Raw genomic sequence first — 14,257 nt, forward strand, 5'->3', positions numbered from 1 at the left:
GGCGGCCGGGGTCGGGGCCTTCTTGCTCATGCGTGCTCCGGAGGCGGGGTCATCAGGACGAGGAGGCGGGCATTGTCCGGGCCGTCGTTGACGACGCCGTGTTCGGAGCCCGCGGGGGCGAAAAGGGTGGAACCGGGGCCATGCGTCGCTTCCTCATCGCCGATGCGGAAGCGGCAGCTGCCATCCAGCACGAGATACACCTTGTCGGACGTGGCGTGCCGGTGGGGCTTCTGCGACTGGCCCGGGGCCAGACAATAGACGTCGAGGAAGAAGCGACCGGACTGGAAGACGGTGTGCTTCTGGAGCTTCTCCAGGGAGAAGCCCTGGAAGGCCGCAAGCTGCTTCACATCCATCGTGGCAATCGCTCCTTCGCCTCTATATAGCGACGGGCATGGAACCGCTGTCGCTGCATTTTGTTCACGAGCAAGTGGGTGCCCGCTTCATTTCAGTGGGCGGCCGTGAAGTGGTGGCCGGGTATGGAGACGTAGGCGCGGAGTATGGCGCGGCGCGGGACGCCGTGGCACTCCACGATGCGTCCTACCGCGAAATCCTCCGGATAACGGGGGAGGATCGCGCCTCCTTCCTCCACGGCATGGTCACCCAGGAGGTGAAGAACCTCCCGGTGGGCTCGGCCGCCTATGCCGCCTTCATCACGGTGAAGGGCGCCATGGTGGGCGACGCGCGCATCCTCAAGCGGGAGGGCGACCTCATCCTGGACGTGGAGCCCGGCCTGGGCACCAAGGTGCGGGAGTTCCTGGACAAGTACCTCATCTCCGAGGACGCGGAGCTGCACGACGGCACCCCGGAGTCCGGCTGGCTGCGGCTGCTCGGCCCCCGGACGGCCCAGGTGCTGGCCGCCGTCCTCGCCGGCCCCTTCGAAGCGCTGCCGGCCCAGGCCAGCCGGCAGGCGGTGGTGGCCGGGCAGGACGTGTGGCTCCTGGGGACGGCGCTGCCGGGCGGGGTGTCCGGCGTGGACGTGCTGGTGCCGCGCGCGGGGCTGGAGGCGGTGTGGACAGCGCTCGCACAGGCGGGTGCGGCGCACGGGCTGAAGCCGCTGGGTTTCGACGCGCTGGAGCTGCTGCGGGTGGAGGCGGGGGTGCCGCGCTACGGGCAGGACATGGTGGACACCACCATCCCGCTGGAGGCGAACCTCACGCACGCCATCTCCTACAACAAGGGCTGCTACATCGGGCAGGAGGTCATCGCGCGGGCCACCTTCCGCGGGCGCATGAACCGGCAGCTCGCGGGGCTGCTCCTGGGCCACGGGGACGCGGACGTGGCGCCCGGCACGGAGCTGCGCCGGGGTGAGAAGAAGGTGGGCTGGGTGACCAGCGTGGTCCGCTCGCCGGTGAAGGGACAGCGTGTGGCGCTGGGCTACGTGCACCGCGATTCGCTGGAGCCGGGCACGGAGCTGACGCTCGCGGAAGGCCCTGGCACCGCCACCGTGGCTGCCCTGCCCTTCACCGCCGGATAGGATGGCCCCCGGCCGCGCCGCCCATGGCGTGGCACCGGGGGAGGCCATCATGCGGCATGGAGTGAAGGGTCTTGTCCTGGCGCTCGGGTGCCTGTCCGTCGCGTGCTCGGACCCCGACGTCTGCAACCACGACTACGACTCCGTCACCTATACGGTCACGGAGAACACGTGCGGACCTTCCGCTGCGGGCACCCTGCGGGTGTTCTCCGAAGAGGACTCGTGCGAGGCCTACGCGGAGATGGACGAGGGCCTGGGCCTTCCCACCGACGTCAATCCCCGCATGCCCAGCAGCCGCCTCTCCTCCGGGGAGAGCTACCTGGGCCGCGAGCTCTGGGGCCTGAACTACAGCCGCTTCGACTCGGACGGGGGAGAGGCGCGTCCCTACCTCAGCCGGAGCTGCAACTTCACGGACCGTGAGTCGTCGGGGCGGAAGCTCCTCTGCCGGGACATCGTGGATACGAATCCCCAGACGCCGCAGCCCGAGTGCACCGCCGTGCTGACCCGGCAGTAAAGCCAGACGCTCAACGCCTCGCACTTTCACCCTTCCCCCGTCTGTCCTTGGGGGCATGGGCAATGCTATCCTTGGAACGCTTTACAAACCTGCAAATCATTCCAAGGACACTTCAAATGCGGATGACCCTTCTCCTGGGGCTGCTGTCGGTGGGGCTGTTGGCGGCCTGTGGTGGTGTGGAGCCGGAGGCCCAGGACTCCGACGTGACGGGCCAGGCCCTGCGTCCGCCGCCGTGCGAGTTCCGGTGCGACCTCCTCCATGAGCTCTGCATCAACGAGGCCGGGACGCGGGAGGCGCAGGCCCTCTGCGATTCCCAGCGCGCGGAGTGCAAGCTCGCGTGCGCAGCCCCCGCGGCGCAGGCGATGGAGGCCTCGGCCATTCCTCCGTGCCCGGAACTCTGTGCAAGGGCCTATCACCGCTGCAAGTTGCTCGCGAAGACGCCGGAGGACTTCGAGCTGTGTGGCTGCTGGAACTACCAGTGCATGGACTCCTGCGCACCCTTGAGCCCGGGCAGCACCGGCACCGCGGCGTACGACGTGACCTGCGACGGGTAGTGCCCTAGCGTTTCGGGCCGGGGGTTCCGCGAAACAGGCTCAGCACCTGGCGGGGCCCCTGCGTCACCAGGATGAACAGCATTCCCAGGACGAGGAGCAGGAGGGGGAAGGCCAGCGCGCCCACCACGGAGCCCAACAGCAGGCCTCCCACGCCCCACCCGATTCCCGACGTGAAGCCCAACACCGCACCCGCCACGCTCCCCAGCACCGCGCCCGTGAGGATGATGGGTTCGATGAGGTTCATCTCACGGGGGTGGCCGCCCGGGGTGGCCAGGAACCCAAGTCCCTGGCCACGCCTGTCGGCCCTTGAGCCTAGATGCGCCCTTCGGCCTTCTGCTGACGCTCGATGCTCTCGAACAGGGCGCGGAAGTTGCCGCCGCCGAAGCCCTGGTCACCCTTGCGCTGGATGATTTCGTAGAAGAACGGGCCCGCGTCCTGCTGCTTGTAGAGGCTCGCCGCGTCCTTCATGAAGATCTGGAGCATGTAGCTGCGCTCCTTGTCCCCATCGATGAGGATCTCCAGGTCGCGCAGGACGTTGATGTCCTCGTCGATCTTCTTGATGCCCAGGTGCTCGATGCGCTCCGGCAGCGCGTCGTAATACGAGCCCGGCGTGGGCATGAACTGGATGCCCGCGTTGTGCCGCATGTCCTTCACCGACGACAGGATGTCCTTCACCGTGATGGCCAGGTGCTGCACGCCGTCACCGCGGTGGTCCTCGTTGAAGACGTTGATCTGGCTGGACTTGAAGAACGGGAACTTGGGCTCGTTGTTCGCGAACTTCACGCCGCTCTTCGGATCCCAGATGACATCCGACTTCAGACCGCTGCCGTGGTCCCGCTTCTGCTGCGACGCCACGTCCTCGGTGTGGAACTCGATGTGCCAGAAGGGCTCGAAGCCCATCACGTGCTCCATCCACAGGAGCATGGGCTTCATCGTCTGGAAGTTCGACGTGACGTGGTCCACCCGGCCAAAGCCATACTTGTTCTGGCCGCCCTTGGGCTGCGCATGCACCTGGAAGCCCGGGTAGATGGACTTGTAGTTGTCACGCTGCAGGAAGCGGAACGTCGTGTCACCGAACGGCGTGGTGATGGAGAAGAACGCCAGCTTGCCGCCCGCGGCGTCCGTGAAGCGCTGGATCTCCGTGATGAACGTGGCGCCGCGCGACTCCAGCAGCTTGAACGTCTTCTCCACGTCCTCCACTTCGAAATTCAACGTCCCCACGCCGTCCGGGTGCTTGCGCAGGTAGCGCCACGCCCGGCCACCCTCACCCACCGGCTGGCTCACCACCAGCGCGATTTCACCCGCCTGGAACAGCGCCGACTTCTGCTTGCCGTGCGCGTCCAGCTCCGGCCCGGACACCGCCACCTCCGCGAAGTCCAACCCCTTCGTGTAGAACTGGCGGCTCCGCTCCAGGTCATGCACGTACCAGTGGATGCTCTCCAGGGCCTTGATGCCCAGCGATTCCTGCTTGGCCATGTCGCTGACTCCTCGTGATGAGAAAGATGTAGGGACTACGCCGGCTGCGCGTCGGGCTGCCGGTCCGGCTGCGCCGCCTGGAAGGCGGGAAGTTCGTTGCACGCCGCTTCAATGCGCAGCAGCGTGGGAAAGGGCTTCAGGTCCAACCCGAACCGACGGGCTCCGTAGAGCTGGGGCACCAGCAGGATGTCCGCGAACGACACGGCATCCCCCACACAATAACGCCCCGCCGTCGCCTGCACCGCTGCCTCCAGGGACGTCAGCCCGTGCACGTTCCAGTGCGCGCCCCAGGCCTTCTCGTCACCCTTCAACACGTCCTTGACGCGCAGCGCCACCGACGTGTTCTGCAACGGCTGGATGCCGGAGTTCACCATCTCCGCCAGCATCCGCGTGCGCGCCCGGAGGTACGCATCCGTGGGCAGGAGGGCGGGCGAGCCCCCGCGCTCCTCCAGGTACTCCAGGATGGCCATGGACTCCGACAGCCGGCGCTCCTGGCCCTCGTCGTCCGTCCACTCCAGCGTGGGCACGCGCCCCATCGGGTTGACGGCGCGGTAGGCGGGCTGGTGCTGCTCGCCCCCGTCCTTCACCAGGTGCACGGCCAGGTACTCGAAGGGGATGCCCTTCAAGTTCAGCGCGATGCGCACGCGCCATGACGCGGACGAGCGCCAGTAGCCATGGAGGCGCACGTGCTTCATGGGACCTTCACCACCGTCTGGGAGATGCGGCCGAAGGGGCTGTGGCCCTCGGCGTCCAGCATCTCGATGTCGATGGTGTCCCCGGGCTTCATGAAGGACGTCTTCGGCTTGCCCTCGTCGATGGTCTCAATCATCCGGCGCTCGGCGAGGCAGGAGATGCCCCGCGCGCGGTCCTCGTTGGACACCGTGCCGCTGCCCAGCACCGTGCCCGCCGTGAACGCGCGCGTGCGCGTCAGGTGCTGGATGAGGTCCAGGAAGGAGAAGTGCATCTCCGGGCCCGCGTCGGTGTCCCCCACCAGCTCGCCGTTGAGCGTGCTGCGCATGCGCAGGTGCACCCGGCCCTCCCGCCACGCCGGCCCCAGCTCGTCCGGCGTCAGCGCGAAGGGGCCGAACGCGGTGGCCGGCTTGCTCTGGAAGAAGCCGAAGCCCTTGGCCAGCTCCTCCGGGATGAGGTTTCGCAGCGACACGTCGTTGGCGATCATCACCAGCTTGATGTGCTTGCCCGCGTCTTCCGCCTTCGTGCCCATGGGCGTGTCGCCCAGCACGACGCAGACCTCGCTCTCGAAATCCAGGCCCCAGGCCTCATCCCGCAGGGGGATGTCCTGCGTGGGCGCCAGGAAGTCGCCGGAGCCGCCCTGGTACACCAGCGGATCCGTGCGCAGCGTGGCGGGGGGCTCCGCGTTGCGCGCCTTGCGCACCAGGAGGACGTGGTTGATGTACGCGCTGCCGTCCACCCATTCGTAGGCGCGCGGCAGCGGCGCGTGCAGCGCCTTCACGTCCAGGGGGCGGCTCTGCACCGCGTCGGATTCCAGTTGCTGCGCCAGGGCGCGCAGCTGCGGCTCGCGCGCGTCCCAGTCATCCAATGCCGCTTGCAGCGTCAGGGCCACGTTGGTGGCCAGGGCGTAGGCGGAGTTGTCCCGCTTGACGACGATGAGCCGACCATCGCGGGTTCCGTCCTTGAGCGTCGCGAGCTTCAATTCCGGGCTCCCTGGGCGGCCTGGGGGGGAGGAAGGCGGACCGCCCGAACTGTCCGGCTTTTCCGTCGGGGCTCCAGGGGAGTCAAGCACGCCCGTTGAACGCGGCGCGGCATTCCGTTTCCCCTCCAGCAACACTGCTGGCCGGTAGCACGCTCGCTGCTGACAGGGCGGCCAAAGTGGGCACTTCCTCACGCCTGCCCTCGTGGAAACCCACGAGGGGCGGCTTCCGCGCTTGACGTCAGGGCCCGAAGCGAGGCGCTGGCCGGCTGGCCGCTCCACGGCCGGACAGGGGGCCGCCGGGGATGAAGCAGGGAAGCGCGGACGTGTCGACTGTTCAAGACCCAAGCGCCGCACGCAGCCCGTGTGGCGCTCCCCCCTGGCAGGGATCCGGGCGGCAACCCAGGTTGTGGAAAGAGGGACGTCCGGCCGTCCACGACACCGGGGCGACGAGGTTGGGGCGCGCGAGGGCAATGAATGGCGGGAGGCTTCCAACAGGCCGGCGACACCCCTGGGGAGGCACACCCGGGCCAGCGGCTGGGCAATCGCTACGAATTGCGCCAGCGCCTGAAGGCGGGCCGGGGCATCTCCACCTGGCAGGGGCTGGACCTGCTCACCCGCGAGTGGGTGCTGGTGAAGGTCACCTCCCTGTCCGCCTTCGTGCCCACCGCCCGCCACCGCCTGGAGCATGAGGCGGAGGTCCTGTCGCGGCTGAACGGCCAGGCGCTCGTGCCCGTGCGCCACCTGGGCACCTTCGACGAGCTGCTCTACCTGGTCACGCCGTGGATTGAAGGGGAGACGCTGGAGGCGCGCCTGCTGCGCGGCCCCCTGTCCGTGCCCGAGGCCATCATCCTGGGCCAGCGCCTGCTGGAGGCGCTGGTGGAGGCGCACCACGAGGGCGTCCTGCACCGCGACGTGAAGCCGTCCAACATGCTGGTGCGCGGCGAGCCGCTGTCGGCCGCGTGGCTCACCGACTTCGGCCTGTCGCGCAGCGAGCGGCTGGACCCTTCGCTGCGCGATTTGCCGGTGGGCACCGCGCGCTACCTGTCGCCGGAGCAGGCGGGGCTGCTCAACCGGCCGGTGGAGGCGTCGTCGGACCTGTACGCGGTGGGCCTGGTGCTCTTCGAGGCGCTGGCGGGCCGTCCCGCCCTGGAGGGCAATTCGGTGGGCGAGGTGCTGCGGCTGCACCTCACCGCGCACCCCCGGCTGCGGATGGTGGGCGTGGAGGTGCCGCTCGCGATGGAGGAGCTCATCGCCCGGCTCAGCCAGACCGACCCGCGCGACCGCTACCAGTCCGCGGAGGCCGCGCTCGCGGACCTGAACGCGCTGGAGGCCGCGCTGTCCCGGGGCGAAGCGGAGCCCGCGCTCGTCACCGGCGCGCACGACCACCGCCAGAGCCTCACCGAGCCGTCCTTCGTGGGCCGGCGCGAGGAGCTGGCCACGCTGGAGCGAGAGCTGTCGCTCGCGCGCACCGAGGGCGCCCGCGCCGTCGTGGTGGAGGGCGAGTCCGGCGGCGGCAAGAGCCGGCTGTTGGAGGAGTTCTCCGCGCGCGCCACCGGCCAGCGCGCGTGGGTGCTGCATGGACAGGCGCAGGACCAGGCCGCGCAGCGCCCCTTCCAGCTCTTCACGGGCGTGGCGGAGGGCATCGCGCGGGCGGTCCGGGAGCAGCCCTCGCTGGGGGTGCTGCTGCGCGAGCGGCTCTCCGGGCAGGAGGCGGGCCTGTGCACGGTGCTGCCCCGCCTCACGGAGGTGCTGACGCCCGGCATGCCGCAGCCCCAGACGCAGGGCCTGGGGCCGGAGTCGCTGAGTGAGAGCCGCAGCGTCTGGTGCCTCACCGCGCTGCTCAACGCGCTGGGCACCCCCGACGCGCCCGCGGTGGTGGTGCTGGAGGACTGCCAGTGGGCGGACACGCTCACGCTGCGCGCGCTGGAGGCCTGGAGCCAGGGGCGGCGCGCGGCGGATGGGCGCCTGCTCCTGCTGGTGTCCTTCCGCAGCGAGGACATCCTGCCCGGGCACGCGCTGCGGCGGCTGTCGCCGGGGGCGCACCTCAAGCTGTCCGCGTTCGGCGCGGCGGAGGTGGCGCTGCTCGCGGAGTCCATGGCCGGCGTGCTGCCCCCGGAGGCGGTGGAGCTGGTGACGCGGCTGTCGGAGGGCAACCCCTTCATGGCGTCCGCGGTGTTGCACGGCCTGGTGGAGGACGGCGTGCTCATGCCCGGCCCGGACGGCTGGGAAGTGCAGCCGGAGGCGATGGCGCACGCGCGCTCCTCGCGGCAGGCGGCCACCTTCCTCGTGCGGCGCCTGCGGCTGTTGCCCCCGGAGTCCCTGCACGTCTTGAGCGTGGGCGCCGTGCTGGGCAAGGCGTTCGACGCGCGCTCGGTGGCGGCCCTGTCCGGCACGCCCGTGGAGGCCGTCAACACCGCGCTGGAGCCGCCGCGCCGCCGGCACATGCTGTGGATGGAGGGCACGCGCTCCACCTTCGTGCACGACAAGCTGCGCGAGGTGCTGTTGGACCTGCTGTCCCCGGAGGAGCGGCGGGAGTTGCACCGGCTGGCCGCGCGCGCCGCCGCGCAGTCGGTGCCCACCGACCCCTTCGAGCTGGCCTACCACTTCGACGCGGCGGGAGAGCCGTCCCAGGCCCTGCCCCACGCGCTGGTGGCCGCGGAGCAGGCACGCCAGCGCTTCGCCCTGGACACCGCGGAGCTCAACTACCGCATCGCGGAGCGGGGCGCGGCGGGCGCGGATGCCCACACCCGCTACCTCATCGCGTCCGGCCTGGGCACCGCGCTGATGATGCGCGGCCGCTACGACGAGGCCCAGCTCCAGTTGGAAGCCGCGCAGCGGCTGGCGCGCGACCGGCTGGAGCAGGGCCGCACGCTGGGCCACCTGGGAGAGCTCGCCTTCAAGCGCGGCCAGACGGTGCAGGCCAATGCCTATCTGGAACAGGGCCTGAAGCTGCTGGGCCGCTGGGTGCCGCCCGACGCGCTCACCACCGGCGCGAGCGCCGCGTGGGAGATCATCACCCAGGCCGCGCACACCCTGGCGCCGCGCCTGTGGCTGGGTCGCAAGGCGCTGAAGGACGGCGAGGAGGACCTGCTCGCGGTCAACCTCTACAGCCGGCTGGCGTACGGCTACTGGTACCAGCGCGGCCGGGCCGCCGTGCTGTGGGCCCACCTGCGCGACATGAACCTGGCGGAGCGCTACCCGCCCACGCCGGAGCTGGCGCAGGCGTACTCCGCGCACTCGCCCGCGCTCACCACCCTGCCCTGGTTCCAGCGCGCGTATGCGTACGCGGAGAAGTCCCTGGCCCTGCGCCAGCAACTGGGCGACGTGTGGGGCCAGGGCCAGTCGCTGCACTTCTATGGCCTGGCCCTCTATGCCTCGTCGCGCTTCCGCGAGTGCATCGAGCGGTGCCGCGAGGCCGTGCGCCTGCTGGAGCGCACCGGCGACCCGTGGGAGGTGAACAACGCCACCTTTCAAATCGCCATGTCGCTCTACCGCCTGGGCCGCCTGAAGGAGGCCGCGGGGGTGAGCCAGAAGCTGCACGCGGCGGCGCTCACGCTGGGGGACCGGTACTCGCTGCGCCTGGGCCTGGAGGCCTGGGCCAAGTCCACCGGGGGCCGCATCCCCGCCGCGCTCCTGGAGACGGAGCTGGCGGCGCCCACCGCCACCGACCCGCAGTCCTTCGCGGGCGTGCTCCAGGCGGAGGCCCTGCGCCTCTTGCGCGAAGGGGAGCCGGCGCGCGCCGCGGAGGTGCTGGAGCGCGCCGAGCGCGTGGTGGAGGAGGCGCACCTGCGCCAGGAATACGTGGCGCCCATCACCCCCTGGCTCGCCACCGCGCGCCGGCAGCTCGCGCAGGAGGCCAGCCCCCTGAACCCGAAGCGGCGGGACGCCCTGCTCGCGGAAGCCGAGGCCGTGGCGAAGCGGGCCCACGCCGTGGCGCGCACCTACCGCAACAACCTGCCCCACGCGCTGCGCGAGCGCGGGCTGCTGTCCGCGCTGCGGGGCCGTCCCAAGCAGGCCCGGAAGTTCCTGAGCGAAGCGCTGCGCGTGGCCGACGCGCTGGAGATGCGCCAGGAGCGCGCGTTGACGCTCAAGGCCCGGGGCGAGATGGGCGAGGCCCAGGGCTGGCCCGGGTCAGCGCGCGACACGGAGGTGGCCACGCGCGAGCTGGAGGCCATGGACGACGGCATGCACCCGGAGCCGGACAGCACGTCCGGCGTGGGCACGCTGTCGCTGGTGGACCGCTTCCCGCGCGTGCTGGAGTCGGGGCGAAGGCTCGCGTCCGCCCTGTCGCGCGAGGCCGTCTTCGAGACCGCGCGCGTGTCCATGCTGGAGCTGCTGCGCGCGGAGCGCTGCGCGGTGGTGGACCCGCGCGCGCTGGTGTCGGAGGAGGACGCGAAGACGCAGGGCCTGAGCCGCACCGCGCTGGCGCGCGCGCTGGAGACGGGGCGCATCACCGTGCTGGGCCAGGGCCTGCCCGGCGGCATCAGCGAGAGCATGGAGCTGCTCGGCGTGCGCTCCCTCTTGTGCGCGCCATTGCAGGTGCGCGGCAAGACGGTGGCGTGCGTCGTGGCCAGCCACCGCAAGGTGGGCGCGCTCTTTGGCGAGGACGAGGAGCGGCTGGCGTCCTTCGTGACGGTGCTCGCGGGCGCCGCGCTGGAGAACGCGGAGAACTTCGAGCGCATCGCCGCGCTCTCCGAGGAGCAGGGCCGGCTCTACCGGGAAGAGCAGGAGGCGGTGCGCCGCCGCGACGACTTCCTGTCCATCGCCGCGCACGAACTGAAGACGCCGCTCACGTCGTTGCAGCTGCACATCCAGGGGCTCCAGGCGAAGGCGAAGGGCGCGCCCATGGCCCCGGAGAAGCTGTCCACGAAGCTGGAGTCCGCGTACTCCCAGACGCAGCGGTTGGGGAAGCTGGTCAACGACCTGCTGGACATCTCCCGCATCGCGCAGGGCCAGCTGCACATCAAGCGCGAGGACGTGGACCTGGTGGCGCTGGTGCGCGGACAACTGGAGCGCAGCCGCGAGTCCCTGGCACGCGCCGAGTGCGAGGTGAGACTCCACGCCACCGAGCCCCGCCTCGTGGGCCACTGGGACGCGCTGCGGCTGGAGCAGGTGGTGGGAAATCTCCTGACCAACGCGATGAAGTACGGCGCGGGCAAGCCCGTGGAGATATCGCTGGATGGGGACGCGACCCGCGTGCGCCTGCAGGTGCGCGACCACGGCATCGGCATCGCGGAGGAGGACCGGGCGCGCATCTTCGAGCGCTTCGAGCGCGCGGTGTCCGTGCGCCACTACGGCGGCTTCGGGCTGGGGCTGTGGATCGTCCGCGAAATCGTCCAGGCGCTGGGCGGCGGCATCGACGTCGCGAGCACCCCGGAGAAGGGCTCCACCTTCACCGTCACCCTGCCCCGCTCCGGCGCGCCCATGCACTGAAGGGGCGCGCGCGGGCGGAGGGACACTACCGGCGCGTCACTTCCAGGTAGATGACGTTGTCCTGCGAGTCGCGGAACAGCCGCACGTTGGCCACCTGCTCCAGCGGCGTCTCCGCCAGCAGGCCGCGCATGCCGTCCTCGTCCCGGTAGGTGAGCCACCAGTCCATGAAGGCCTCCATGTAGCCCGTCTCCGGCGGATGCACCGCGAAGTTGGCCACCAGCAGCCGGCCTCCCGGACGCAGCATGTGGAAGAACACCGACGTGAGGCGGCTGGCCACGGAGTCCGACAGGTAGTCGTACAGGCCAGCCGAGTACACGAAGTCCAGCTCCGAGAACGTCACCTTGCCGGCGAGCAGCGCGCGCACGGAGCCGCACACCGGCCGCACGATGCCGTCCGGGTGCAGGCGGGAGATCTCCGCCAGGCTCACCGGGTCCTGGTCGAACGCGATGAGCTCCTGGAGCCTGCGCTCCGCCACCGCGCGCGACTGCTCGGCCTCCCGCAGGTGGCCGCACGCCACCGACAGGATGCGCCCGTCGGGCCGCAGTTCCGCCGTCTCGTCCATCATCCGTGCGAGCAGGGCCCGGCGCTCGCGCACGCTGACCGCGGAGGGCTGCCCGTGCATGTACCGGTAGATTTCACGGCCCGCGTGCAGCTCGTCCGCCGCGTGGTCCATGTACAGGTAGTCGATGAGGGCCGCGTCCCCCGCGTAGCCGCGCGGACGCTCGAAGGCGTGCCGGGTGAAGGGGCACTGGTGCAGGAAGGGGCGCATCGGGTGCTTGCGCGCCAGCTCCTGGCAGAAGCGCTTCCACACCTCCGGACTCCACTGCCGCCGCCGTTCGATGAGGCCCCCGTGCAGGGACGCCATGCCGTGGTGCAGGGTTTCGTCCGGCCCCTGCATCATCCGGGCGTGCAGCGCGTCCAGCCACTCCCGCGCTTCGATGAATGCCTGTTCCGAAGTGACCTCCTCCAAAGAAGGGGGGTTCACCAGGACGAGATGGTTGGGTTCAGGCGCGACCGGCAGAGCCGCGCCGTGGACCGACAAGAGGTTCTGGCGCATAGGCATCATCCTGACAACCTGGGAGCGAAGGGCATCTACTTCCCACGCGCACCACGGTCGTCGGGTCCAGCTGCTGCCAGCCGGACAAGCCCTGCGTCCTCCTGTCGCGTCCGCTCCGCTGGCGCGCGGACAGGAGGGCTAGCTCTCGATGCCCCGGAGGATCTGGAAGGTGTCCGTGTCCTCCTGCCAGGGCAGGTTCATGGCCCGCTCGGCACCGGTGACGATGCCGCCCCCGCCCGTCACCCCGTGCCGGTCGAGCGCGTCCTCGATGTCCTGCCGCACCGCGAGCACCGGGTGCACCTTGAGGCCCGTGGCGAACGCCACCGCGTCCATCAGCGCCAGGTCCTGCGGCCGGTGCGTGGCCACATGCAATTCACCCCGGGCCCCACGGAAGGACAGGCGCAGCGGGAACACCGCCAGCCGGCGCAGCACCGCGGGCGGAACCATGCGCACCACCGTCGGGGAAACCTTGCGCACCTCTTCACCGCGCACGAAGGGCACCCCCAACAGCCGCGACAGGCCCCGCTGCACCGTGTCCGCGTCCAGCAGATCCAACGCCACCAGCGCTTCTCCCAACGGGCAGCCCCAGCCCTTCTGGTACTCCAGGGCGGCGTCAACCTGTTCGCTGGTCACCTGTCCCCAACGCACCAGCCATTCGCCCAGCCGCAGCTTCCGCATGCGAGGACTCCCCCCGCGCGACATCCGCGCCGCGCGAAGGCAGGTGCTTGCGCCCTCCATGCCACAGCCAGGGTGCAATCCTTCCGCACGCTTGCACCTGGAGTTCCCTCACCGGGTGAAAGCTTTTCCGTGTGCGCCCGGTCGTAATGACAGCCATGGCGGCAAGCGTGTGATTCCCTGCATCCTCCGCGACCGCCGTCCCGCTTCACACGCGGGAGCGGCCATCGCGCGATATCGGACGGCTCAGTCCGCGCGCCGTGGCAGCAGGACCGTGAAGGTGGCCCCGCCGCCGGGCGTGTCCGTGACGGCGATGCCGCCGCCGTGGGCCTCCACGACCTGCCGGGCCACCCACAGCCCCAGCCCGAGTCCCCCGAAGCGGCGGGCGGAGACGGCCCGCTCGAAGCGCCCGAAAATGCGCTCGCGGTCCTCCGGCCTCACGCCCATGCCGTGGTCCACCACCGCGAGCCGCAGGTGCGTGCCGACGTCGCCCAGTTGTAGCTCCACCGGCCGCGACGCGCCGTAGCGGGCCGCGTTGGACAGCAGGTTGCGCACCAGTTGCTCCAGCCGCACTGGATCCACCTGCGCGTGCAGCGGGCCCCGGGCCTCGAACGTGAGCGCGCAGCCCGCGCGCTCCAGCTCCTCGCGGCTCTGCGCGAGGCAGTCCGCCACCAGCGCCATCACCTCCGTGGGCTCGCGGTGAAGCTGAAGCCGTCCGGACGCCACCTGGGACACGTCCAGCAGCGACTCCACCAGCGCGCCGATGCGCTGGGCCTGCTTGCGGGTGTTCGACAGGCGCTCGGAGACCTGGGCGCGCACGGGGGCCGGCAGCATCCGTTCGAGCATCTCCAGGTGCAGCTTCAGGCCCGTGAGCGGCGTCTTCAGCTCGTGGCTCGCGACGGAGAGGAAGTCATCCCGCGCCTGCACGGCCTCCTTCAGCGTCAGCTCACGCCCCAGTTGGAGCGCGGCCTCGCCTCGCAGCCGGTACATGGTGAGCTGGGTCTGGACGCGCGCGAGCAGCTCGCGGCCGCTGAAGGGCTTGACGAGGTAGTCATCCGCGCCCGCCTCCAGCCCCTCCACCGAGGCCTCCTCGCCCGCGCGCGCGGACAGCAGGATGAGCGGCGTGGCGCGCAGCGTGGGGTCGCTCCGGATGGCCCGCAGGAGCCCGAAGCCGCCGAGCCTGGGCATCATCACGTCGCTCACCACCACGTCCGGCGCGCGGCGGCGCAGGGACTCCAGCGCCGCCTGCCCGTCCTCGGCCATCTCCACCTCGAAGTGGGGCTCCAGGACGCTCTTCAGGTAGGCGCGCAGGTCCGCGTTGTCGTCCACGACGAGGACGCGCCCGTCCCTCGCCGGGGGAGGCCCTGCCTCGGGCGCCGACGCGGCCAGGACAGGGGGCGGCGGG

At 70.8% G+C, this 14,257-nt stretch carries 12 protein-coding genes; 4 read left to right on the forward strand and 8 right to left on the reverse strand.

Features of this window, described 5'->3' with window-relative positions; translation table 11 throughout:
- Window positions 1-26 precede the first annotated feature (26 nt).
- Window positions 27-353: a cupin domain-containing protein gene (locus D7X74_RS30945; RefSeq protein WP_120536614.1), complete on the reverse strand. Its 327-nt coding sequence runs from the start codon at window positions 351-353 to the stop codon at window positions 27-29.
- 38 nt (window positions 354-391) lie between these two features.
- Here D7X74_RS30945 and D7X74_RS30950 point away from each other — a divergent pair, with 38 nt between their 5' ends.
- From D7X74_RS30950 to D7X74_RS30960, 3 genes are all read left to right on the forward strand, one after another.
- The gene (locus tag D7X74_RS30950; protein WP_120536615.1) at window positions 392-1,474 is read left to right on the forward strand and encodes a folate-binding protein YgfZ; all 1,083 of its coding nucleotides are present in this window, start codon (window positions 392-394) and stop codon (window positions 1,472-1,474) included.
- Window positions 1,475-1,535: 61 nt separating this feature from the next.
- On the forward strand, window positions 1,536-1,985 hold the full coding sequence (locus D7X74_RS30955) for a hypothetical protein (protein ID WP_147444473.1): 450 nt from the start codon (window positions 1,536-1,538) through the stop codon (window positions 1,983-1,985).
- 116 nt (window positions 1,986-2,101) lie between these two features.
- Window positions 2,102-2,539: a hypothetical protein gene (locus D7X74_RS30960; protein WP_120536617.1), complete on the forward strand. Its 438-nt coding sequence runs from the start codon at window positions 2,102-2,104 to the stop codon at window positions 2,537-2,539.
- 4 nt (window positions 2,540-2,543) lie between these two features.
- Here D7X74_RS30960 and D7X74_RS30965 read toward each other — a convergent pair whose 3' ends face one another.
- The 4 genes from D7X74_RS30965 to D7X74_RS30980 form a co-directional block, all read right to left on the reverse strand.
- Window positions 2,544-2,783, reverse strand: a complete 240-nt coding sequence (locus D7X74_RS30965) for a hypothetical protein (RefSeq protein ID WP_120536618.1) — start codon at window positions 2,781-2,783, stop codon at window positions 2,544-2,546.
- A 68-nt stretch (window positions 2,784-2,851) separates the two neighbouring features.
- On the reverse strand, window positions 2,852-4,015 hold the full coding sequence (hppD, locus tag D7X74_RS30970; RefSeq protein ID WP_120536619.1) for a 4-hydroxyphenylpyruvate dioxygenase: 1,164 nt from the start codon (window positions 4,013-4,015) through the stop codon (window positions 2,852-2,854).
- Window positions 4,016-4,050: 35 nt separating this feature from the next.
- Window positions 4,051-4,710 carry a maleylacetoacetate isomerase gene (gene maiA / locus D7X74_RS30975; protein WP_120536620.1) on the reverse strand — a complete coding sequence of 220 codons (660 nt, stop codon included), beginning with the start codon at window positions 4,708-4,710 and terminating at the stop codon, window positions 4,051-4,053.
- Complete coding sequence (locus tag D7X74_RS30980) at window positions 4,707-5,687, reverse strand: fumarylacetoacetate hydrolase family protein (RefSeq protein ID WP_120536621.1); 981 nt, start codon at window positions 5,685-5,687, stop codon at window positions 4,707-4,709. The genes maiA and D7X74_RS30980 overlap by 4 nt, the downstream gene beginning before the upstream one ends.
- A 474-nt stretch (window positions 5,688-6,161) precedes the next feature.
- Here D7X74_RS30980 and D7X74_RS30985 point away from each other — a divergent pair, with 474 nt between their 5' ends.
- Window positions 6,162-11,120: an ATP-binding protein gene (locus D7X74_RS30985; protein ID WP_120536622.1), complete on the forward strand. Its 4,959-nt coding sequence runs from the start codon at window positions 6,162-6,164 to the stop codon at window positions 11,118-11,120.
- 25 nt (window positions 11,121-11,145) lie between these two features.
- On the opposite strand, the gene D7X74_RS30990 is transcribed toward D7X74_RS30985, so the two are convergent.
- The 3 genes from D7X74_RS30990 to D7X74_RS31000 all read right to left on the reverse strand — a co-directional run.
- Window positions 11,146-12,177 carry a class I SAM-dependent methyltransferase gene (locus tag D7X74_RS30990; RefSeq protein WP_120536623.1) on the reverse strand — a complete coding sequence of 344 codons (1,032 nt, stop codon included), beginning with the start codon at window positions 12,175-12,177 and terminating at the stop codon, window positions 11,146-11,148.
- A gap of 138 nt (window positions 12,178-12,315) precedes the next feature.
- On the reverse strand, window positions 12,316-12,855 hold the full coding sequence (locus D7X74_RS30995; RefSeq protein ID WP_158622321.1) for a pilus assembly protein PilB: 540 nt from the start codon (window positions 12,853-12,855) through the stop codon (window positions 12,316-12,318).
- Window positions 12,856-13,098: 243 nt separating this feature from the next.
- Window positions 13,099-14,257: response regulator (locus D7X74_RS31000; RefSeq protein WP_147446743.1), on the reverse strand; the 1,159-nt coding region annotated here is incomplete at its 5' end.

Source organism: Corallococcus sp. CA047B (genome assembly GCF_003612065.1).
GTDB lineage: Bacteria > Myxococcota > Myxococcia > Myxococcales > Myxococcaceae > Corallococcus > Corallococcus praedator.